This is a genomic window from Sphingobium sp. YBL2 (genome assembly GCF_000943805.1).
Classification (GTDB): Bacteria; Pseudomonadota; Alphaproteobacteria; order Sphingomonadales; family Sphingomonadaceae; genus Sphingobium; species Sphingobium fuliginis.
The window spans coordinates 460,164-482,447 of the sequence record NZ_CP010954.1; the positions used below are offsets into that span (position 1 = coordinate 460,164).

Sequence of the window (22,284 nt, forward strand, 5' to 3'; positions counted from 1 at the left end):
GGCTCAGGCTGCTTCGCGTTGATCTTCGGCGGCGCGCCAATTCCATGGCAGCAGTTCATGGAGACGGTTCTGGGGAATGTCGGCGATGCGCGCGAGAACGTCGGCAAGCCAGGCCTGCGGATCGATGTCATTGAGCTTCGCCGTACCGATGAGGCTGAGCATGAAGGCCGTGCGTTGGCCACCGCGGTCTGAACCGGCGAAAAGCCACGATTTTCTGCCCAATGCTATACCCCTGAGCGCGCGTTCCGCCGCGTTGTTCGAGAGGCATATGCGGCCGTCGTCGAGAAACGCGGCGAAGGCAGGCCATGCCTTGAGCATGTAATCCATGGCCTCGGCCACATCGCTGTTCTTCGATAGCTTCGACCGGCTGTCGCGCATCCATTCTTCCAGATCGGCGACCAGCGGTGCGCTGAGTTCCTGCCGATGGGCGAGACGCTCCTGGGCCGGTCTGCCGTTGATGGCGCGCTCGATGTCGAAGATCGCGTCGATGCGGCGGACGGCCTCCACCGCCAGCGGCGAGATGACAGCCTTTTTGCGGCGCTTCTTGAGCTGCGCGGCGACATCGGCCAGCTCGAAGAAATAGCGGCGCGCATGGCTCCAGCACAGGGCGCGGGTCAGCGGCGCCGGCAGGCGGTCGGCATGGAACAGCGCGTTGTAGCCGGCATAGGCATCGGCCTGAAGAATGCCTCTCCAACTGCGCAGATGGCCCACAGGATGCTCGCCCCGCCGGTCGCGGGAGTAATGGAAGATCGCTGCCGGCGGCGCGGGCCCGCCAAAAGGTCGATCATCCCGGACATAGGTCCAGATCCGGCCCGTATCGGTCTTGGTCTTTGCCAGCACCGGCACCGTCGTATCATCGCCATGCAGCCGCTCCGCGGCCAGGACATGGGCTTCAATCAGCAGATAGAGCGGCATGAGCGCGGCGGTGCAGGCGCCGACCTGATCGGCCAGGGTGGAAAGGCTCAGCTCCACGCCCTCGCGGGCATAGCGGTCACGCTGGCGGTTGAGCGGCTGATGCGCCCCGAACTTCTCGAACAGCAGCATCGCCAGGAAGCTGGGGCCAAAGAGCCCGCGGGGCGTGACGTGGAAAGGCGCCGGTGGTTGGGTGATCTTCTCACAATCCCGGCAGGAGAACTTCTCCCGCACGGTCTGGACCACCTTCCACTGGCGCGGCACGACCTCAAGCGTCTCGGTAATATCCTCGCCCAGCTTGCACAGCCGTTCCGAGCCGCAGCAGGGGCAGGCCTCTGGCGCGGCGATGACAACGCGCTCGCGCGGCAGGTGCTCGGGCAAGGGCTTGCGGGCGGGCCGCTTGCGCTCGAACGGAGCAACGTTGGTCTTCGCCGCTGCCAGGGCAGCAAGGAGCTCATCTTCGCTGGCAGCGGTCTCGCACTCCTCGAAGGTCAGTTCCATCTGGTCGAGCAGATGGCGCGTACGTTCGGATCGCTGGCCAAAAAGGGTGCGGCGCATCTTCTCGTTCTGCAGTTCGAGAAGGGCGTTGCGGGCTTCCAGGTCGGCGTTGATCGCCTTGATGCGGGCGACTTCAGCGGCGACAGCCTCGGCAGCCGCGAGCCGCTCGCGAAGGCTGTCGATCTGTGCTTGCGCCTCGTCCCCCATGCCGGCGCGTATAGCAGAAAGGCGCCGGAATCCCTAGCTTTTTAGGCAATATCGACCTTTTATCCGGCCAATGTCGGGCGCCATGTGGCCTGCGGATTACGCCAATCGATCGCCTCCAACATGCAGGCCATCTGCGAGGGGGAAATAGCAATCACGCCGTCCACGGCCGAGGGCCAGATGTACTTCCCGCGCTCCAAGCGCTTGGCATAAAGAGACATGCCCACGCCATCATGCCAGATCACCTTGCATAGGTCGCCGCGGCGTCCCCTGAAAATGTAGAGATCGCCCGCGAACGGATCGCGGCCGAAACTCTGTTGCACCTGCAGGGCCAGGCTGCGCATGCCGCGCCGCATGTCCGTATGCCCCGTTGCGATCCATATCCGAACGCCGGAGGGAACTGGGATCACGACTTGACCGACCGCAGCACTGCCGACACCAGCCCGGGCGAGGCGCCAGCAGGAATGCGCACAATCGCCCGCTCGAACTCCACGATGATCGCTGTCCCAACGGCCGGTGCCGGATCAAGGTGCACCTGCACCTCTGCAAAGCCCTGGGCGGCCTGCTCCATCTGCCGCCGCCATCTGTAGATCTGGTTCGGCCGCAGATCAGCACGGCGGGCAATCTCCGCCACGTTCGCGCCGGGCGCCGAAACAGCCGCGACCAACTCCCGCTTCTGTTGATCAGTCCATACCCGCCGCCGCTCCGGCCCCGAAATTACCGTGATCTGACTCATCGCACCGTCCTTAGTACCGGTGCAAACACCAGTGCTTGCACCGGTGCCATCTCGAAATATCAGCCAATCACCGCAAGGTGGCCCTCACCGGAGCGATACACCGCAGGCCTACATCGCCGATGTCATCGAGAAGATCGCTGGCGACTGGCCCGCTACTCGCTGGGATGAGCTCATGCCCTGGATCTGGCATCCGAACGAGCAACACGTCGCCCAAGCCGCTTAACTGCGGTCCTCAGGCCACGCTTACTGATCTGCAGCCTTCACCGAATGCCTACCCCACCTATGGCCTGTGGGTGGCCGAGACGCTGACCTCGATCGACCACGGAGAATTGTTCGCTGGTCAGTCCATCTTGTCGCGGATCAGCTTTAATGCCTGTCCATTCAGCCAAGCCGCACGATCGGCACTGTTGCTTTCCGTATAGCAGCGCAGTTCGGGTGCATTCCCGCTGGGGCGCAAGTGGATGATGTCGCCGCCTGTGAAATGGATCCGCAGACCATCGGTGCGGTCGATGCGGTCGGCTTCGCCAGCAAGCGCGCCGAACATCGCCCTTAGCCGCGCCAGGATTTCCACCTCGCTGCCCTGCTCGAGATGAGCAATCAGCGATTGGCTTTGCGCGGTCGGGTAATTTTGCAGCCGTTCGCTGAAGGTATAGCGTGCCGGCAGCTGGTCTAGCAGCGCCGAAAGTGCGACGCCCTGCTGCCTAGCGCCGACCAAGGTGGCGATGATAGGCAGAACCGCGTCGCGCGTTGGCAGCGCGGCGAGGTTGCTCTGCCCAACCGTGACCGGAGTCGCTAGCAGGAAGCCGCCATTAGCTTCATAGCCGCACACTGAGCTTTGGCCTTCTTCCACCAGCGCGTTCATCGCCTCAATTACGAAGGGCGATCCAATCCGGGTGCGGCGCACCGCATCGAACAGGCCCGACAACTCGGCAGCACTGTTGCAGCTGACCGGTGTCGCCACAGCTTTGATCCCGAGAGCTCGGGCGCAAAGGATACCGAGCACGTCGCCGCGCATCCACACACCACCCTCATCAGCGAGCAGCGGACGATCGGAGTCCCCGTCAGTGGACAGGATCGCATCCAGTTTGAGGCCCGCGGCCCACTCTCGTGCGAGCTTCTGGTCCTCGGGACGGACGGCTTCAGTGTCGACGGGAATGAACTTGTCCGAACGGCCGAGCGACACCGCTTCCCCACCCAGCGCCTCAATCAGCGCGACAAGAATATCGCGGCCTACGGCTGAGTGTTCGTAGACGCCCAGCTTCAGCCCAGAAAGCGCTTGGCTACCAAAGGCAGCTACGTAGCGAGCAATATAGGGTGTCGCGACGTTGATTAGCGGGCCGACTGGCTGTACTGACTTCAGCATCCCTTCCTCGTCAAACAGTTCGAGCAGATCTACACTCTGGCTGCGAATGCCCTGCTCGTCGACTTTAAGCGCCTCGCTATCGGTTCGGTTGAATTTGATGCCGTTGCGATCTTCGGGGATATGGCTCCCTGTCACCATCAGTGATGGGATGTCCTCGGCAAAGCCATAGGCCGCTACCGCCGGCGATGGCACAAAGCCGCAATTGTCCACTTCACCGTCCATATGCCGGATTGCCGCCGCGCATGCCGCCATGATCCGAGGCGTCGAAGGGCGCAAATCGCCCGCGATCGCGACATGCTGCCCCGCCTTGAACTGGCCGATGTTGGCCAAGTGCTGGAGAAAAGCACATGTGTAGGCAAAGCAAACCCTGTCCGTCATCGCAGTGACAAGCCCTCGAGCTCCGCTGGTGCCAAAAGCGACACCAGATTGCGTCATCAGGTCAGCGATGGAGACAGTTTGGGTCATGATCGTCCTAGGGGATAAGATGTGAAATTAGGTCAGGCGGCTTCGGTGACGGCGCCAAGCGCTTTAAGCGCTTCTGTGACCATTCGCACCTTCTGGGATTCGCCGCGCTTCAGGATCATGATGTCGCTTTGTGACACGACCACGATCAGGTCCTCGACATCGACCAGTGTCACGCGCGCCCCGTCGCTATGAACCAAGCAATTGCGCGTGCCCAGAAGCAGCGCGTTGCCCCTAACGGCGTTTTCTTCGGCGCAACGAGCGCTGACAGCGTGAAGGGAGTCCCAGCTTCCCACGTCCGACCACCCCATGCTGACAGGAACGCAGGCGACCTTGGTTTCCTGTTCCATCACCGCATAGTCGATCGAGTCCGGCGGGCAGGTATGAAAGGCGTTGGCATCCGGATAAATATGTGCCCCATCGCGTTTGGCCTCTCCCATCGAGGATTGAACGGCTGCGAGCATGTCAGGCCGATGCCGCCCTAGCGCGGCGAGATATGCGTCTGCACGGAAGAGGAATATGCCGGAGTTCCAGACATGATTACCCTCCGCCAACATACGCTCGGCATTGATGGCATCCGGCTTCTCAACAAAGCGCAGAACTTCATTCACCTGCGTTCCGCACGTCTTGCCCATCTGGATATAGCCGTAGCCGGTTTCTGGGCCATCGGGCGTGATGCCAAAGGTCACCAGCCATCCTTTCGCTACCAGCGGCAAGGCGTGCTCTATAGCTTGGTGGAAGGCAGGCAGGTCGGCAATAACGTGATCGCTCGGCATAACGAGTAACGCCGCCTCCGGCTGCGATTCCAAGGCCGCAAGGCCGATGGCGGGCGCAGTATTCCGGCCGATAGGTTCTAGGATGACGCGATAATCATCTATCCCGCTCTGGCGCAGCTGTTCGTCGATGATATCCGCATGGGCAGCGTTTGAGACGAGAATTGGCTTATCGACTGGGGCCGCTATAAAGCCCTGCGTCCGCATAACGGTCAGTTGCAGCATTGTCTCGTCCGCAGTCAGCGAAAGAAGCTGCTTTGGCTTTTCAGGCTTTGACACGGGCCACAGGCGTGTTCCGGATCCACCGGATAGGATGACAGGAACGATATTCATCAACATATTATCCTATTCTGCCTGATTTTGCATCGCAAGGTTTTGGGAACCCGTAGCATCACCTCTCTGCGCTCTTTGAACACAAATGGACTGCTTACCAATACGGGTATAGATTCTGCAGGAATTTGAAACGGCGAGATGGCGGGGCTCAGTTTGCTAATCTTCTCCCCTAGGCCGGCTATCCATAAAGACGTTCATCCCACGAGATTGGCTCCGGATATCGTGGGTAATTTTGGCGGTGTCAGAATCCTGCGGATTGATGAGGATGTTCCGCTCGATTCAGGCCGGAATAGAGGGCACAATTAGTGCAACACTGGGCCGCTCGATAAACCACTCCTGCCCAATAGCCTTGCACAGCCCATCGGCCTTACCACTCCAACCCGGATGCGCCACAGTCTGTAAAATCTCGTAGCTGGTGCCCTTGGGAATGGCCATGCGGATAACGCCCTGTCCAAAAAACCGGCACCACCTCGTTCGTCGATAGCGGGCGACAGCGATGCACGTTTCATTTCAAGCGGCGCGAAACATCGGATCAGAAGGCGATCTCCTGCATGAACTTGGCGCGGACAGAAGCTTGTGCGGCGCTGGCGCGCGCCTTCGCCGCAGTCGGGTTGGACAAGGTCTCCATCACGCACGCGATCAGCTCGTCGGCATTGCTGGGATCAAAGTACAAGCCGTTGGCGTCGACGATTTCCCGGAATACGTCGATGGCTGAGGACAAGACCGGGACGCCTTGCAACGCGCCTTCGAGTACGGGGATGCCGAAGCCTTCGTAAAAGCTTGGAAAAATCAATCCAGCGCTGTTTGCGATAAGCTCGTTCTTCAGAGTGTCCGAAATGAAGCCGGTGAAATGGATATTGCGCGGCATCGTGTCGCCAACATATTTTTGCGCATCCATCCGCCCCACGATAAGTAGGTTTGCGTGGTCTTCCAGCTTGCTGAACGCTTTGATGCACAGGGCGGCGTTTTTGTACGGTTCGTCCGAGAGCACCGTGACGAAAAAGGGCAGTCGTGAATTCCAAATACCCGTCGGCCGACGGGTTTTCAACCAAAGCAAGGGGTTGTATTTAGATAGACGCCGCATCGCCCCGCCGCGTCGCCTGGCAGTGCTTCGGCGCTGCGTTTCCCGTATACGTGGCAAGTCTGCCAAGTATCGTTTCGCTTCCGGCGTCTCTGTGTCAAGTTGGCTGAGTGAGGTTCGCGCAGGCGGATAAATGATACGCTCGCTGCGCAAGGTTCTGCCTGGAAAGCAATTGTGAAATTCTCGCTGCGCCGTCTCAGATATGAATATGATATTTCCATCAAGGGCAAGGCTAGCAAACAGTTTTTTTGAAAACGAGCGATGACTCTCTTCTCCTAGGGAGCTATTAGAAAGTGGAATAAGATCAAGTATAGTTACCCATGTCTTATCAGGATCATTGTTAATGAGAGAAATATAATGTGGGCCGTCGAGTATTACCTCGTCAAATAGGCTGCAATCGACTTGATATGGTGGAATAGAGTTGTGCGCCCTAGTCAAAGCATCTGAGTACACGCAATTGACAGAAAGAAATCCGTCAAATAGCTGGAGGTATTGCGTTGTCTCCGTGATTAGGTCATTATCGATATTCGTCGCCATAGAGTAGTATGGCTGGCTTTTCCTGTTTAAATGCTCTGCAATGAAATCAATTCGGACTTGCTTGCGGAGCCGCTTGGCTTCCATTTCAATTGGATCACCTTGAACTAAGTAGAAATCGGTGTCGATATTGCGGAGGATCGTATCAGGATGCTCGACGTGCTGTTGTTCCAAGTATTTGAGAACGCGATAGTGTGCCGCATCGCGCGCCGCAAAATCTAGGTGCTCGTTGAGATCAAGCGAAAAGGCGAAGGATCCCGAGTTGAGGTAGCGAAAAATTTCGTTATTCTGCCAAGGGTCCATTGCTCTTTCTAATTCCAGTGGACTGTCAAGCCAGACTTTACGAATCCCATGGCCCTCCGGCCGTTCGACGAGCAGCGTTACGCTTGCGCCAGACTTCTTGAGCCGTTCTATCAGCGCCACACTGAAGTTGAAGATTCCTCGGTGAGGGATTGGGGTCCCCAAGCTGTCGCTGATATAAAGAATCCGTCGCTGCGTCATCGTTCATCTCCTGTCGACCGACGCATCACAAGAAACGCCGCCGCTACTTCCAAAATTACCGTGGATTGGCGTGGGGGTTCGAATAAGCGCCCGTCATCCCGCTTATGGCTCGAAAATGGAAGCGAAGTCGGCGCGCTCCGTGGCATCCGGGAACTGGCCGCCCGGTTGGAAGCGGGGTTTTCGAAACGTTCACGCCTACTGCGGACGCAGCGCCGCGACGGGCGGAATCCGCCACCTACTCACCATAGACGCCTCGCTTATTCCAAATGTCGTTGTAATTGTTGTTGAAATCGATTCCGAGCGCGCGCGAGTCGCCCCCTTCTGACTTCATCCGGGCGGCAACGAGAGTTCCGGACGGCTCAAGGAAAACGAATGTTATGTTTTTCGAGAATGTTCTCGTGATGCAGGCCATATCCCCTATCAGATAATTCGGAGAATTATTGCACTCAGCGAGAACACGCCCAAACAAATCGGGTCCCGTCGGCGAGAGCGGACTTCGCCCATAGAACCTAGCATGAACATGTTCGACTATTTTCTTAATGAGCAATTCCATCTCGGCGGAGTTCTTCTTCGCCGCGATAATCCCGTTGTTGACCGACCACGGCGCGCCAAGGCCGCCATTCGTATCGCTGAACGCCGCGAGGACCTTGTCTCCACCGAGTGGGATAGGCCGCAGGAAACGGTTACTAAGGTCCGAATAGACGCCCCCAAAAGTATGGAGCAGGCAATAGCGTCCGAGATCAGCCTTGTACGCGTAAGGGCGCAGCGTGTCGAAAGTCCGCAAGATTTCATTATCGTAGTGGTTGCGGATGAAATCGCGGAGCGCCTCCCCGGAGTAAATCGTGTGGCGGTAGTCCGGATACACATCTTTAAGCGATTGAACATTGCGGACAATCATTTCCGAAAATGAGCTTGGCAGCTGCATGTCGTCCTGAATGCAGATATGAAATAGGTTCGCATCGTTTGATAAGACATCGCTGCGTGCTTCGCGGTCGGCAGCTGCGTCCACTGGGGTGGCGCGCACCTCTTCGACCAAAGGTTTGACCAACGGCTTTAGAAAGGTGCGAGCCTCGGAAGGCTCCTTCGCTTCCGGCAGCTTGGCTCCGACCGGAAGCCAGCTGAGAGCCAACCGGCCTGCGTCCGAACAAGCAGCCGCAATTCGGCCGTACAATTCGTCAGCCGCCATTCGTGACAAGCCGCTCTGCATCAGATAGGCGAGCACCGCGTCTCTACCGCCGCGTTTGACTGCTGGAGATGGATTGCTCGCGCCATCGACCGGCAGAAACAGGAGGGGCACACCCATCAGCCGCAGTCGCTCGATGAACCGGATCTGCGGATCCATCGCAAAGGCGGCTCGCCCCAGCGAGAGATAAACGTCGCCGCTGCACGCCGTGGCGATCTCGTCGGAGCCGACGCCTTCAGGGCATCCCAGCAAACGCAGTGTGAACTGCCTGGCGAACATGTAGTTCCCAGCGTTGCCTGCGTAGACCGGCTCCACGTTGAAACCCTGCGGCGGGTTCAGCAGCAGGTGAACTAGATATTCGCGCTCCGAATGGGTCAGATCACCCGCTTCGTGTGATTTTACGCTCGAAACATCGACGAACAACAGCCTTCGTCGCGGCTGTAGGGGATTGTTCTGGGCCAGCGCGCTAACGAACTCTGACGAGAGTACGTCGCCGCCCTTGTCGACCTTGGTGGCGAAGCCTAAAAAGTCACGCTCAGCGCTCGCATAGGCACTCTCTATGGCGTCGAAATACAGCTCAGCGCATCGCCGCGAATTATGGGTCGAGGTGATCAGTTCGCGCGCATATGCGCCGATTTCAGTCCGGCGAGCGGGGTCACCCGCGAGCGTTTCGAGAGCTTCAACCAATTCGTTATCGCCGAATTTGTCAGGCAGCATCCAGACCGCCTTAGGATCGAGCTCCGCAGCGAACCCGTGCGCGTTCACGATGGTAGGCACCCCCCTACCCAAGCAGTCGTAGATCGAAGCCGACGTCTCGCCGCGCGAATTCTTGCGCAATTGTACCGCTACGTCGGCGGCAGCGAGCCATAGACGGTACTCATGCTCGTCCACCCACCCGGTGATCCTGACGCGCGCCGCTCTCGACGTTTTTTCGAGAAACTCTTTCGTTCGAGTACCATATTCGCCGGGCGCGTCGCCGACGAAAACACAATGCGCGTCGGTGCGGTCCGCCAAGCCGGAAGCAACCCAGGCGTCGATCAACCGCGCGACGAGCTTGGCTTCGGTCACGTATCCGAACGAGCAAACGACGAACGCATCTGCTGACAGGCCGAGTTGCTTCCGCGCATCGGAGCGCCTCGCGCTTTGCTCAACGCCAATCCTGTAGAGGAACGGCACGATGGTGAACTTGTCGCGGCAAGCCTCGCCATACCACTCTTCGGCGAGTCGGCAACTGAATTGGCTGTGAACGATGACGCCGAGCGAATCTTGGATGACCGGAAGAGAAGCGGGGTAATCGTCGAAATCGAACGTCTTCTTCGTATGTCCGAACCGTTCGGCCACGGCCTGATAGCCACGTTCCGCCAGAAGTGCGCGCGTCATAGCCGCAAAGCGCAAATTGTGCACTTCGCTCCACATCTGGATGGCGGAAAGATAAAAGTCATGCAGAACAACCACGCCGGGGATGTCTGACAGGAGATCAAACATGTGAGCGTGCGATACCGAGTTACCGAAATGATAGAGGACGCGATCATATCTGTCTGCTGAGGCGCGAAATTCATCGATCGAGAGAATGCCGCACGTTGCCCTGATGTAGACGTCAGACATTTCGTTCGGATTTACGACGCAAACATCGATCTCGTAGCAGCGCGTAAGCTCCATCAGGAGCGAGGCGCTGTAATCTGCGATACCGCTGCGCTCCGGGGGCAGTGGCGACACAAAGGCCAAACGCTTTCTTCTCTCAGGGGCCAGAACGACGGGTCGGGCTTGTTCGAGCGCTTCCCAGGCCCGCCGTGCGGTGGCGTCCCAGCTGAAATTTTGGCTGTGTCGCAAGCCGTGCTCAGCAAGTGAGCGGCGAAAGGGATCGTCCGTCAAACCGCGTTCAAGTTTGGCCGCCATGTCAGAGAGATCGAAAGGATCAAATAACGCGTCCTCGCGACCGACGGCCTCCGGCAGGCTTGTAAGGTTGGCCGCGATGACCGGCTTGCCGCACTGCATCGCCTCGAGCACCGGAAGGCCGAAGCCTTCGTGCCAGCTTGGAAAGACGAACAGATGGCATGCGTTGTAGAGCAAGTGCAGATCCGCGTCTGACACATAACCGGTCAAGACAACTTGTTGCTTTTCCAGGCCCAAGCTGTCGATCAGGGCCGCCAGCATATACCGCCAGTCGTCATTGACGTGGCAGACAATCGCCAGCTGGTGGGCCGCACGAATGGCAGGCGGCAGCATGGCATAGCTCTTGATTAAGCCCTCGATGTTCTTGCGATGGTCGATCCCGCCTGTATACATGGCGAAAGGCCGAGTCAGATTGTAGACCTCCGCCAATCTGTGCATGTCTTGACTGGTTGGGCGCTTCGGCGTGAAATGGGAATCCACCGCTGCGGAAATGTTGACGACATCCGCAACATCAAAGCCGAGGTGCTCGATCGCCTCGGTGCGCGTGGAGGCTGAAATGGATAGCAGCAGATCGGCGCGTCTCAAGCTGTCAATCTTAGAGTAATACCAAGACTTCGTTTGCGGTTCGGCGAGATAATGATCGGCGTGTATCCAGGGGATAAGATCGTAGAGAACCACTGCGGTGCGCAATCGCCGCCACGAGCCCACGCCTGTCACGGCGTTGCCGCCCTGTCCCTCAAAATGCGAAACGATGAATACCCAATCAGGATTGAGCGCGGCAAGAAAAGCCTCGCGAAGCAATTCTGCTTCATATCTTCGTTTCAAATTGACTGGGTCGACGCCTTCGACCGGCATTGGGGCGTTCCACACCAGGATATGATCTTGCGGCAACAGGCCTTCAAACGCTTCCCGAATCGCACCGATCGATTCAGGAAGGCCGCCGTTGAGCACGACATAGACTTCATGCGCGCGGCGCAATCGGGCTAGCCCCAAGGCTAAATTCAGCGAATACTTGCCGATGCCGCGCTGCCGATTTTCACCCTGCGCGCCCTGAAGGTCGATAGCGATGCGCATCAAGCTTCACTCGCCGGGCGAGAGACCGACCGCCTTTGTGCCTGAATGACTTCGACAGTGCGCAAGTTGCTGTGTGCAGGTTTGCCGCCCTCATGATGGAGGTCTGCGCGATAAGTTATTTCCTGCAGTGTTTCGCTTTTTACTTGGGCAAGCATTGACAAAAACATGCTTTCTAATTTGAACTCAAGCGCATTTAATTCTTTTCTTTTCACGCGACTTCGCCAGCCGCGAAAAAACCTATGCACAAGCCCATTTTTGTTATGCGCTTCACATAGTTGAGCAAGTTCACGCGACAGCACATCCAAATTGGCAGATGCGCCGTCTCGTTTATTCGCGTTGGCTAATTGTCGCGCTTCGTCTGAATTCATCAAGCTGATGAGGATAGAATCTTTGCCATAGCCCTCGGAAAGAGCCTTCATATAATTAAGAAAGCCGGCCTCATCTGCGTCACGACCAAGCACCCGCTGGTAAGCCGTTCGAAGAAAAAGCGCACTAGGCAGCGATAATAGTTCATGTAGACTTTCTACATGCGGGATTCCGGCTGAACTATTAATCTCTCTTCTCCTTTGCAAGAACATCCATATGCTCGGGGAGATTGCCCTCTTCGTCCGCCTGAACTGGAGGGGTCGCAGCTAAGCTGTCTACTTCGACAACAGACAATCCGAGTTGCTTGCCTTCAGCCGACGTGCGCAATAGCTTGAGGTCAGCCGGCCAGCTTGAAAGAGGCGTCGAGTACGCGCCCAGCAGCAGTGCAGCGCCAAGCAGGATCGGAATATGACGCTTCATGAATTCCCCTTGACCAGACTTGTAGCAGACCATGCCGGGTGCTTAAATGAGCGTAGCGGCGAAGGCAACTCGCGCCAGCCCAGGACAAAATGATGTTCGGACGGTTTGAGCATTCGACTTGCGTGTGTGTTAGAGCGTGGGCTCCCTCGACACGGCGCTAATTAGGGTGCTGGCTGATTCGGACCAGCTTGACCGAGGTGCGATGATTTCGATTTTGCCCGCACGAATTCCGTGAACCCAGGCACGGATAGATCGAGCGAGCGTTGAGTGATCCGCGTTTGCGGGAAAGTAATAGACGCCGTTTGCCGCAAAGGTGTGAAAGATAGGAATATCGCGCGCCAAGACAGGTTTTCCATAACCGAGTGCCTCGAGCAGGGGGAGACCGAAACCTTCCGCATAGGAAGCGATAATCACCCCATTACAAGCCTCGTAGAATTGGGAAAGCTCCAGATCGTCGACGTCATCAAACCAGAACAGTTTGTTGCCAAACTCGATGTGATTGACGATTCTCTCGCATAGCGCTTGAACGTGCCAACCTTTGCGGCCGACGAGGACGAGACGCTCCTCGACGCCCCCATCCCAAAGCCGGTCGAAAGCCTCGATGATATCGACATGACCTTTGCGTGGTTCAACAGTCCCCACCATTAGGACGAATGGCTGGGTGAGGTCAATCCGTGGCGGAACGCGTACTTTTTTCGGCGCTTGAGGCGAAGCACCTGAATCCTGAATGCTGTAACCCATAGGTAAGACTGCCGCATCGTAACCTTGAACAAGGCCAAATTCCCTTGCCAGCGCTTCCGCCAGTTCAACGCGCGTTTGCTCGGAAATGCAAAGAAAACCGTCAGCAGCGCCCGCGAGGATGCCGAGCCAGGACCTGTAGCGGATGACCATATTCCGGGAGAACCAATCCGGCCGATTCAGCGGCAGAAGATCGTAAACAAGAAACCAAAGCCTTCCACCGTCGCGCTGAAAGCGCTTGAGTTGACCCCGATTGCCGCGGATAGCGTCAAGGGAAAAGTCGAGCCCAACAAAAATATCGCCATGCTCTGCTCTCATTTCATTCCCATTACCGCCCGAGGCTCTGTCCGGCCAAGCTATCAATCGATAGGGGCGATGCCTGGAGGCAGAGACGAAGCGGATGTCCCACTCGTCAAGTGTGCGCAACGCTAATTCAAGGGCGAGGGAGCGAACGACACGCTGGATGCCCGTCCCTGCGTCACTCTCGCTAATCACCGACACGTCGACAAAAATGTGCCGCCGTGGCCTCTCGGACGTGGAATTTAATGTTCTGTCGTGCCTTCTACGGCGCAGCCTTGTAACTAGGCTCCTAAGCGGTACATTGCTAAGGGCTTGCTCAATTCGGTCGGGGAGTAGGTCAAGGAAAGGTCTACTTTTTGATGGCCGTAGGAAGCGGAAGAATTTGGGGAAGCGCATAATCCTGAGATCAAACCGGTAAAGAGCGGACAAAAACAACAAGGGAGGGTGATAGCTTGCAGAAAGACGTCCTGACAAGACTCCAACCGGAGTCGATCTTGCTCAAATCCTAAAAAGCAGATCGGCGAGCATCGTCGGGTAGCTTGGGCAACTTCTAGAACGCTTCCTGCCAAGGGCCGCTCGCTGGTCAAACCTGGAGCGGAGACATGTAACCTTGCATTGTCAAGTACTTTGAGCGAAATCCGCTATGTGATGTGGGCACAGCCACGATATCCCGATACCCGGATCACACTGGCGTCAATCGACCGGGGCGACTGCTTTGCAGCTTGCGTGGCTCCCCGATTCGAGGAAGGTGGGCGCTGCAGATGTCTTAGATGGCCGGCGTGCCGGATCGCGAGAGTGTTCTTCATTTGGGATACAGGCGATGCGTATGAGGGGGATACAAATTCACCTTGCGCAGGAGTGCGCTGGCAGTTCGGTTGCGGAGTGATAAAGGTATGAGTTTCACCAGCTACGCTCAGAATTTCGAGGATGTCCGGCTGTGGCGCGCATTCTCTGATGTTGAGTGCGGGCGGTACCTCGATATTGGATCTCAGGATCCTGTGCTGGACTCCGTCAGCTTGGCTTTTTACCAGCTCGGTTGGCGCGGCATTCATGTCGATGCCTCTCCTACCTATGCAGAAGCCATGCGGAATGCCCGTCCGGACGAAACTGTGATCATGGCAGCTGTGAGTACGACGCCAGGATCGCTCCACTTCTGGAATATTGATGACACCGGGCTTTCGACAGGGTGCGCAGATATCGCCGCACGTCATGCTCAAGCGGGATGGCCCTGTCGAGAGATCATAGTCCCAACCATCTCCCTTGCCGAGATCTTCGAACAAATGGGCACTGACCAAGTGCACTGGATGAAGATCGATGTTGAAGGCATGGAATCGGACGTGCTCGCTAGTTGGGGAGCTCACCCAACCCGACCGCAAGTTCTGGTGATAGAAGCAACAGCGCCATTAACACAGGATCGTACTGATGCTAAATGGCGCGATCTGGTCGCAAGCCGCGGCTATCGCGATGTGCTGTTTGACGGCCTGAGCCGCTATTTTGTTCATGAATCGTGCGTAAACCGGGCTGAGCACCTAGCGTTAAGTCCCAATATTTTCGACGACATTAACATTACTTCGACTCATTTCATGGCCCGGGCGTTAGTGGCCGAAAACGTTGCGGCACTTGACAGCGCCGAACGTGAAGTCACGACCTTGCGGCAGGAAGCACATGCACTTGCCGAAGCTCGCGATCAAGCCAAGTTGGAAGCGGCTGCATTCAAGGGCCAGATTGAATCCGACGCTGTTGCGCACGCGGCCTGGGTCGCTGACCTTAAGGCGACACACAGCGATACTCTTGAAAAAGTCGCGTCCGCACTGGAAGCGCGGGCAACGGCTGGAGAAAATGCGTTATCCGATGTCCGAAGGGCTCTTGAGGCGAAGGAAGAGAAGCTAGCGGCGACGTTGCTCGAGCTTGGTCTGTTGCAGGGACGCATTGAAGCCCAGCAACAGGCGCACCAAACGGAGCTGGCGCAGGCCATTGAGCAACAGGCGGACCTCAAGCATGAAATTGGACAGCTGGGCGATGCGCTTGATGTCAGTGATAGGCAAATAGCAGTACTTGAGGCCGCATTGGCCGCGGCTAATGATCAAGCAATCTCGCACTCCGGAAGGCTGCAAGCTGAAGTCGATAGGTTTAAGGATCAGATTGATTGGCGTGAAGCGCAACTTTGGCGTGCGGTGGAGTTGCTAAATGCCTCGCCGAAAACAATCCCCGGTTGGCCGGGCCGGCTGGCACTAAGGCTCGCCAAGCTGACTGGCAGATCAGTCGATGAGCACCTCCTTGCCCACGCAAAGGCCGTAGACGAATGGAAGGCAAGCTTGCTCTTTGATCAAGGGGAGGGAGTTGTTGAGGCGCATGAGGCAATGCGAGCAGTGAACGTTACGGATTTGCTGGCGCGCGATGGTGCTGAATTCATACGCTCTGCCTACAAGACAGTTCTTGAAAGGGAACCGGACTCCGAAGGTGCCCGTCACTATCTGTCGCGCCTGCGCTCAGGCTGGCCCAAACTTTCTGTCCTGATGGAAATGCGCGATTCGGGAGAAGGTCGCCGAGTAGCGGCGGTGTTACCCGGTCTTGATGCAGCAATCTTACGCTATCGCCTGGCAAAATCCCCGGTGCTTGGCCCAATCTATCGCCTCTTGACCGGTGCAACAGGAAGCAACGCCCGCGAACGGCAGATTTGCGCCATCGCCAACGTCGTAAGCTCGGTCCCGACGGAGATCGCTGATCTCAACAACAGGTTTGCGGAATTGAGTGCGCAGTTAGCCGCGCTTGTCGAAGAGATTCGCGCCCAGCGCGCTGAACGGGATTGACGCCATTATCGCGTAAAATATGATGCCAATCAAAGGATTATGATTGTGACGTCGATCTGAAAAGCCTGCTAATACTTCGCAGTCCGATGAAGACGCGACGAGGCTCTGATCAGGCGGAGAAAGAAGATCGTGCGGGCTGCCAGTTCCATATACGGATACTCCCCGGCTGCAATGGGTTTCGTTCCAATGGCGAACGGGTCGGGTGCGGTCATGTATGGGTCTTGGTCGGAACGCCCGCGTCTACTGCCATGGCGACGGCGGTCAGTACCGCTTGCTCGTCATGGTGCAGGACCAGCGCCAGAATCTCGACTATCTTCCTGTCGCCGCCGTGATTGCGCAGCAGATGCCGCTGCAACCGTTGGAAGGCTTCGGGCAGTTCTACGAACGGGGCGCGCCGATTTTGCGCTGGACCACCGCCAGATAGTGGCGCCAGTCATAAACGGTGTGCCCCGGCCCGTCATTGGATCGGTCGATGATGCACTGATGCTCGCATAGCACCTGTCCGTCCGCCAGGACTAGGAAGCGATCGGGATAGATCCGCAGGCTGACGGGCCAATCGGAAACATTCCACCGGTTGAAGCCGAGCAACGCTACTACGCAATGCTGGACGACATTGCTGGCTCCTAATTTAAGAAAACTGGCCTCCGGCAATCCCTGAGCGGTTCAGTGACATATTTTATATCCGTGATCACTGTCGCCCCCCGGGCACATGGAGGTCATGTTTCGGTCGATGAGAATCTAGCCGCGATGGAATTCTCTATCCTTGACTTGCTGTCCATCCTGGGGTGAATGGTATCGAAACTTCGCAAATGCGCGCGAAAACAAGAGACTCCTTATTGTCAGACGGTTCGAAGGCCCTATCGAGTGGCTCTCGAAGTTGGTAGTGGAAAATGGAATGGCTGAGACTGATTCTAGTGCCTTGGTTGCTCAAATTCTTTCGTCGTATCTCTCCAACAACACAGTAGCGGCAGATGCCCTCCCAGCAGTTATTGAATCGGTTAGGCGCGCTTTCTACGGCCCGTTGCAGACGCAGTCGATGAGGACGGACATTGCGCTCTCGGACAACGTCTCGCCAGGTATTGTCGCAAGTCAGCCTGAAGATTATGCCTTGCTACGGCACACTGTGAAATATTTTGGATATCAGTTGGCCACCCAGCTCGCCGCAGACCTGCCTACACGGAATGGGCTGGAACGCGCGCGCATTGGATTAAATTGGAAGCCTTCAACCCAAGAGGATCTTGAAAGTGATTGGGTGGCATATTGGCTGAGCGAACTCAAGCTTCCAGTTATTTTTCATAGGAAGCTGTGGGAGTATGCCTATGTTCTGCAAGCGGTTTATGAGCACGGACTACTTCGGCCAGGGGCTAGGGCGCTCGGATTTGGTTGTGGAGAAGAGCCCATAGCCAGTTATCTCGCTTCGCAGGGCGTCGACACCCTAGTGACTGACCTCGAGACAGAAATCGCTAAATCTGCCGGATGGCTCGATAGCAACGAGCACAGCTCTACGCTTGAGTCCTCGTTTAAGAAAGATTTGGTTGATCGACCCGTCTTCGATAAACTTGTCAAACATCGATTTGTTAATATGAATTCCATACCATCAGATCTTGTTGGATATGATTTTTGCTGGTCCATATGCTCGATGGAACATCTTGGATCAACTCGTCATGGGATCGATTTTGTTATAAATACAATGAAGACATTACGATCTGGTGGCATATCGGTACACACGACCGAATTTAACTTTAATAATGATGAGGAGACGCTTGATAACAATCCTCATTGCGTTCTTTTTCAAAAGAAGCATTTCGTACAATTGGCAGAGGAATTAACAAATAGAGGATATGAAGTATTTCCTCTTGACTTTTTTGTTGGAAACAAGCCTCTGGATAGCTTTATCGACATTCCCCCCTATGGTTCTCACTGGCCGGAAGGAGACAACGCGGGGCAATCAATTGTCACAGCACACATCAAGTCGGCAGTGGCGGGTTATGCCAGCACTTGCTTCGGCATCATTGCCAAAGTCCCATAGGCGGTTTTAATTCTTCGGCACGATGGACCGCAGGACTCTCGTTATGACCGAGGGACCGCCAGGGGGCAGGTCGGCACCATTTACGCTATTTCATCCAGTTGGCCCGAAAACGCAAAGATGGAACGCTTTAGGTACGTGGCAAGCTTCTGCGCAACAGTTCGAACGTCTTCACTGATGACGGAATGTGCAAGGGACTGGTGTCAGCGATGTTTGCGCTGTAGAAGGCAGCCATGACCCGCTTTGCCATCGTTTCGGCGCCCAGGAGCGGCAATAGCTGGGTTCGGCGGGTGTTGTGTGATGCGTTGGGCATCGAGGAGGACGCACAGCATAATTATCTGGATTTTAGAGGCATGCCCGATGCGATTGGCATTCAAATCCATTGGCCCAGAGAGCCCAATTTCCAGAAATTCTTGAAGGACAACGGGTTTCATCCCGTTGTAATGCTGCGTCATCCGCTCGATATTTTGTGCTCGGTCATGCACTTCATCCAGCATGAACCGGCGACATCGCGCTGGTTAGAAGGCAATGCCGATATTCCGTCCGATCTTGTCGGGCAGGATCCTGCATCCGATGCATTCCTGCACTATGCTACGGGATTTGGTGCCGAAACCTTGCTGTCGCCCTCTTATCAATGGTTTCACGACCCGGCATCGATCCTGTTCCGTTATGAAGAGGGCGTCGTCAGAGGGGCCGAAGCGTTCTATGAAAGTTTTCAGTGCCTGAAGCTGGCGCCCGGCAGCATAGAGCGTGCGCTTGTGACGCATGATCTGCGTGTTTTTCAGGCGCTGCCCAATAAGCACGGCTGGCAGGGGAAGCCTGGCTTGTGGCGCGACATTGTGCCGTCTCGCCATGCACAGCGGATCTACGAGCGTCACAAGACACTTTTTGATACTCTGGGTTATGGCGTCCCCGAGACAGATTTGGACGTCGCCTCAGCGCGAGGCAATTGGACGAGGCTTTGTCGTTAGAGTTGCATCTGGCGCGGGGATCGACGACACAGCCGCACGGATCTCGCTGTCTGGCTTGGAGCCAGCTTTTTGTGCCACATGAGGGGAAGTATGAAGACTGCGATAGTAACTGGAATTTCCGGGCAGGACGGAGCGTATCTGGCTGAATTGCTTCTGGGCAAAGGATACAAGGTTTACGGCACATATCGCAGGACGAGTTCGGTGAACTTCTGGCGGATCGAGGAAGTTGGCATTACCAATCACCCCAATCTGACGCTGGTGGAATATGACTTGACCGACTTGTCGTCCAGCATTCGCCTTCTGCAGACCTCTGGCGCCACCGAAGTCTACAACCTTGCTGCGCAGAGCTTTGTCGGCGTGTCCTTCGACCAGCCCGTCACGACGGCCGAGATCACCGGTGTCGGGCCGCTCAACCTGCTAGAAGCGATCCGGATCGTCGATCCCAAAATCCGCTTCTATCAGGCGAGCACGTCGGAAATGTTCGGCAAGGTGCAGGCGGTTCCTCAGGTCGAGGACACTCCATTCTATCCGCGCAGCCCCTATGGCGTTGCCAAGCTCTACGCCCACTGGATCACGGTTAACTACCGGGAAAGCTATGATATTTTCGGCTGCAGCGGCATTCTGTTCAACCATGAGAGTCCGCTGCGCGGCCGAGAGTTCGTGACCCGCAAGATCACGGACGGCGTCGCCAAGGTGAAGCTAGGCAAGCTTGACTGCCTTGAACTAGGCAATCTCGATCCCAAGCGCGACTGGGGCTTTGCAAAAGAATATGTCGAAGGCATGTGGCGTATGCTCCAGGCGGATGAACCCGACACCTATGTTCTGGCGACCAACCGCACCGAAACTGTCCGCGATTTTGTGAAGATGGCTTTCAAGGCGGCTGACATCGACGTCGAGTTTTCGGGCAAGGAGGATAATGAAGTCGCGATCGATACCGCCACCGGCAAGACGGTGATGCGGGTCAATCCGCGCTTTTATCGTCCCGCTGAGGTCGATCTCCTTATCGGCAATCCCGAAAAGGCGACCAAGAAGCTGGGCTGGAAGCCCGAAACCACGCTGGAGCAACTTTGCAAGATGATGGTCGATGCCGACATGGTGCGAAACAGTGTAAACGCATCTTTCTGATCTCCCGAGGGAAGGTAAGGTGATGACAGGGAACGTGCCAGCCGACGGCGTGTGCCACCGCCAGAATGTCGCATCATCAGCTATGGTGAGATGGCTATGAGCAGAATATTGGTTACCGGGGTAGACGGCTTTACTGGTCGCCATCTGACGGCATTGCTGGCGGAGCAGGGGCATGAAGTCATCGGTATCTCGCACAGTGCCATCACGGTTCCGGTAGGGGGTCTGACAGCATCTCACACATGCGATCTGACCGATGCTCAGGCTCTAAAGGACATTTTCGCCACGGTGCGACCCGACAAGGTGGTGCATCTTGCTGCCATCGCGTTCGTATCCCATGGCATCGTCGAGGACATATACCGCATCAACATCGTGGGTACGCGCAATCTGCTGGAAGCGATCAGCGCAGCCGGCGGCGTTGAAGCAGTGCTTCTCGCCAGCAGCGCCAACATCTACGGTAATCGCGTTAGCGGCGCGATAAATGAGACCGTAGTTCCTGATCCCATCAACGATTATGCAGTCAGCAAGCTGGCGATGGAGTTTGTGGCCCGCCTTTACGAAGATCGGTTACCAATCATCATCGCGCGGCCCTTCAACTATACCGGTGTTGGGCAGACGACCGATTTTGTAATCCCCAAGATCGTCGATCATGTCCGCCGCAAGGCTGCCACGATCGAACTGGGTAATCTGGACGTGGCGCGTGACTTTTCAGACGTACGTGATGTCGTGTTGGCCTATTCAGCCTTGCTGGCTGAACCCGAAGCCATTGGTCATATTATCAACATCTGCTCGGGGGAGCCTCATTCCCTAATGGATGTGATCTCAATGATAAAAGACATCTCAGGTCTTGATTTCGAAGTTACGGTCAATCCAGCCTTTGTTCGCCAAAATGAAGTTAAGATGCTGTGGGGAGATCGGAGCAAAATCGAGTACATGACTAAACAGCGGCCGGTTTACACATTGCATGATACGCTGGAATGGATGCTAAGCGGCTAATAGAGTTCGCCGCTTCCATTAAATTCGCGTAGAATGGTCACTAACGACGCTTGGTTCTTGCTGTCCAAATCTCTTCGTGTCGATCGAACCAGATTTAGATTGCAAAATCAACTTCTGTAAATTCGCCCCCCTCAAAAAGGGGGCACATGAAACGTAAGACCGTATGTCCGCCCTTTGGCTGAAGGTGGCTCGCCCTACACTGTGGTGGCGAGAGTTGCTCGGAGAGGCCGAGCCGATCGTCGTCGCAGGAGGACGAGCCGTGGAGCATTCCAGAAGTTTCGTTGGAATCGATATGACAAAGGCGCGGAACGCAATTGCGGTCGCGAACGGTGCGATGTGGCGAGCTACGTTATTTGGGCGAGTTTGACGCCAGCGAAGCGACGATGCGCCGCGTCGTAAACGGCTCACCGGCCAAGCATGAGTGCGTACATTCTGCTATGAAACGGAGCCAACCGGCTATGGTCTCTATCGCCTGATTCGTTCGATGGGACATGAATGCGGTCGTGGCGCCGCTGATTCCCAGAAGATCTGGCGACCAGGTGAAGACGAACCGCCGCGACGCGATTGGCTTGGCAAAATTGCTGTGCGCCGGCGAGCTTACGGCGGTCTGGGTTCCTGACGGGAACCATGAGGCGATGCGGGATCTCGTTCGAGCGCGAACCGCAGCGGTGAAGACGCTCCGGGTTCATCGCCAGCACATCACCTCTTTCATGCTCAAGCATGGCCCGACTTAGGCTCGGCTGAAGGAACTCGCGAGTCCTTGCCGGCATGCTTTTGACAGCCCTCCATCGGCACTGCCGGATGCGGCCAGATGAAGCGTAGGCCCTCGCCGCTAATGATGCGGTCAAGATGACTCCCGAGCCGCAGCATCCTTGTATAATATGAAAAAGAAAATGCCTTAAGCCGTGCACGCATCTTCCAGCTATCATTTAGGCTAGAAACTGATGCGAACATCAACTATTTGAGGCTTTAAGGCAGCCATATAAGA

16 protein-coding genes and 3 pseudogenes are annotated in these 22,284 nt (G+C 56.4%); 7 read left to right on the forward strand and 12 right to left on the reverse strand.

Annotated elements, in window-relative coordinates; translation table 11 throughout:
* Positions 1 to 3: 3 nt before the first annotated feature.
* The 3 genes from tnpC to TZ53_RS02250 all read right to left on the reverse strand — a co-directional run bounded on the left by tnpC (position 4) and on the right by TZ53_RS02250 (position 2,350).
* Entirely contained in the window at positions 4 to 1,617 is a 1,614-nt protein-coding gene (tnpC, locus tag TZ53_RS02240) for an IS66 family transposase (protein WP_044660291.1), read from the reverse strand.
* A gap of 59 nt (positions 1,618 to 1,676) precedes the next feature.
* The gene (tnpB, locus tag TZ53_RS02245) at positions 1,677 to 1,958 is read right to left on the reverse strand and encodes an IS66 family insertion sequence element accessory protein TnpB (protein ID WP_238320106.1); all 282 of its coding nucleotides are present in this window, start codon (positions 1,956 to 1,958) and stop codon (positions 1,677 to 1,679) included.
* Positions 1,959 to 2,020: 62 nt separating this feature from the next.
* On the reverse strand, positions 2,021 to 2,350 hold the full coding sequence (locus TZ53_RS02250; RefSeq protein WP_025550095.1) for a transposase: 330 nt from the start codon (positions 2,348 to 2,350) through the stop codon (positions 2,021 to 2,023).
* A 100-nt stretch (positions 2,351 to 2,450) separates the two neighbouring features.
* Here TZ53_RS02250 and TZ53_RS25885 point away from each other — a divergent pair.
* Positions 2,451 to 2,573: pseudogene (locus TZ53_RS25885) on the forward strand (transposase domain-containing protein); the annotation flags it as partial.
* 117 nt (positions 2,574 to 2,690) lie between these two features.
* Here TZ53_RS25885 and TZ53_RS02255 read toward each other — a convergent pair.
* From TZ53_RS02255 to TZ53_RS02285, 8 genes are all read right to left on the reverse strand, one after another.
* A complete protein-coding gene (locus TZ53_RS02255) occupies positions 2,691 to 4,178 on the reverse strand; it encodes a phosphomannomutase (protein WP_044660292.1) in 1,488 nt (495 codons plus the stop codon).
* A 32-nt stretch (positions 4,179 to 4,210) separates the two neighbouring features.
* Complete coding sequence (locus tag TZ53_RS02260) at positions 4,211 to 5,281, reverse strand: mannose-1-phosphate guanylyltransferase/mannose-6-phosphate isomerase (RefSeq protein WP_157009837.1); 1,071 nt, start codon at positions 5,279 to 5,281, stop codon at positions 4,211 to 4,213.
* A gap of 279 nt (positions 5,282 to 5,560) precedes the next feature.
* Positions 5,561 to 5,716 carry a hypothetical protein gene (locus TZ53_RS26605; protein ID WP_157009764.1) on the reverse strand — a complete coding sequence of 52 codons (156 nt, stop codon included), beginning with the start codon at positions 5,714 to 5,716 and terminating at the stop codon, positions 5,561 to 5,563.
* Positions 5,717 to 5,813: 97 nt separating this feature from the next.
* Positions 5,814 to 7,397, reverse strand: coding sequence for a glycosyltransferase (locus TZ53_RS02270; RefSeq protein ID WP_044660294.1), 1,584 nt, complete (start codon positions 7,395 to 7,397; stop codon positions 5,814 to 5,816).
* Positions 7,398 to 7,632: 235 nt separating this feature from the next.
* Complete coding sequence (locus TZ53_RS02275; protein ID WP_052628073.1) at positions 7,633 to 11,547, reverse strand: glycosyltransferase; 3,915 nt, start codon at positions 11,545 to 11,547, stop codon at positions 7,633 to 7,635.
* Complete coding sequence (locus TZ53_RS25890; protein WP_084694309.1) at positions 11,547 to 12,125, reverse strand: DUF4214 domain-containing protein; 579 nt, start codon at positions 12,123 to 12,125, stop codon at positions 11,547 to 11,549. The genes TZ53_RS02275 and TZ53_RS25890 overlap by 1 nt, the downstream gene beginning before the upstream one ends.
* Complete coding sequence (locus TZ53_RS26610) at positions 12,097 to 12,333, reverse strand: hypothetical protein (protein WP_157009765.1); 237 nt, start codon at positions 12,331 to 12,333, stop codon at positions 12,097 to 12,099. The genes TZ53_RS25890 and TZ53_RS26610 overlap by 29 nt, the downstream gene beginning before the upstream one ends.
* Positions 12,334 to 12,462: 129 nt before the next feature.
* Positions 12,463 to 13,389, reverse strand: coding sequence for a glycosyltransferase (locus TZ53_RS02285; RefSeq protein ID WP_238320107.1), 927 nt, complete (start codon positions 13,387 to 13,389; stop codon positions 12,463 to 12,465).
* Between the two features lie 875 nt (positions 13,390 to 14,264).
* Between TZ53_RS02285 and TZ53_RS25510 the strand changes: the two genes are divergently transcribed.
* Positions 14,265 to 16,181: an FkbM family methyltransferase gene (locus TZ53_RS25510; protein WP_052628074.1), complete on the forward strand. Its 1,917-nt coding sequence runs from the start codon at positions 14,265 to 14,267 to the stop codon at positions 16,179 to 16,181.
* A 214-nt stretch (positions 16,182 to 16,395) separates the two neighbouring features.
* Here TZ53_RS25510 and TZ53_RS27435 read toward each other — a convergent pair.
* A pseudogene (locus tag TZ53_RS27435) lies at positions 16,396 to 16,757 on the reverse strand (IS21 family transposase); the annotation flags it as partial.
* A 319-nt stretch (positions 16,758 to 17,076) separates the two neighbouring features.
* Between TZ53_RS27435 and TZ53_RS26620 the strand changes: the two are divergent.
* From TZ53_RS26620 to TZ53_RS25895, 5 genes and pseudogenes are all read left to right on the forward strand, one after another.
* On the forward strand, positions 17,077 to 18,210 hold the full coding sequence (locus TZ53_RS26620) for a hypothetical protein (RefSeq protein WP_157009767.1): 1,134 nt from the start codon (positions 17,077 to 17,079) through the stop codon (positions 18,208 to 18,210).
* Between the two features lie 230 nt (positions 18,211 to 18,440).
* A complete protein-coding gene (locus TZ53_RS02300) occupies positions 18,441 to 19,178 on the forward strand; it encodes a hypothetical protein (RefSeq protein WP_044660297.1) in 738 nt (245 codons plus the stop codon).
* A gap of 90 nt (positions 19,179 to 19,268) precedes the next feature.
* Positions 19,269 to 20,303 carry a GDP-mannose 4,6-dehydratase gene (gene gmd, locus TZ53_RS02305; protein ID WP_044660298.1) on the forward strand — a complete coding sequence of 345 codons (1,035 nt, stop codon included), beginning with the start codon at positions 19,269 to 19,271 and terminating at the stop codon, positions 20,301 to 20,303.
* Positions 20,304 to 20,399: 96 nt separating this feature from the next.
* Positions 20,400 to 21,296, forward strand: a complete 897-nt coding sequence (locus TZ53_RS02310) for a GDP-mannose 4,6-dehydratase (RefSeq protein WP_172668296.1) — start codon at positions 20,400 to 20,402, stop codon at positions 21,294 to 21,296.
* Positions 21,297 to 21,588: 292 nt separating this feature from the next.
* A pseudogene (locus TZ53_RS25895) lies at positions 21,589 to 22,021 on the forward strand (IS110 family transposase); the annotation flags it as partial.
* Positions 22,022 to 22,284 lie beyond the last annotated feature (263 nt).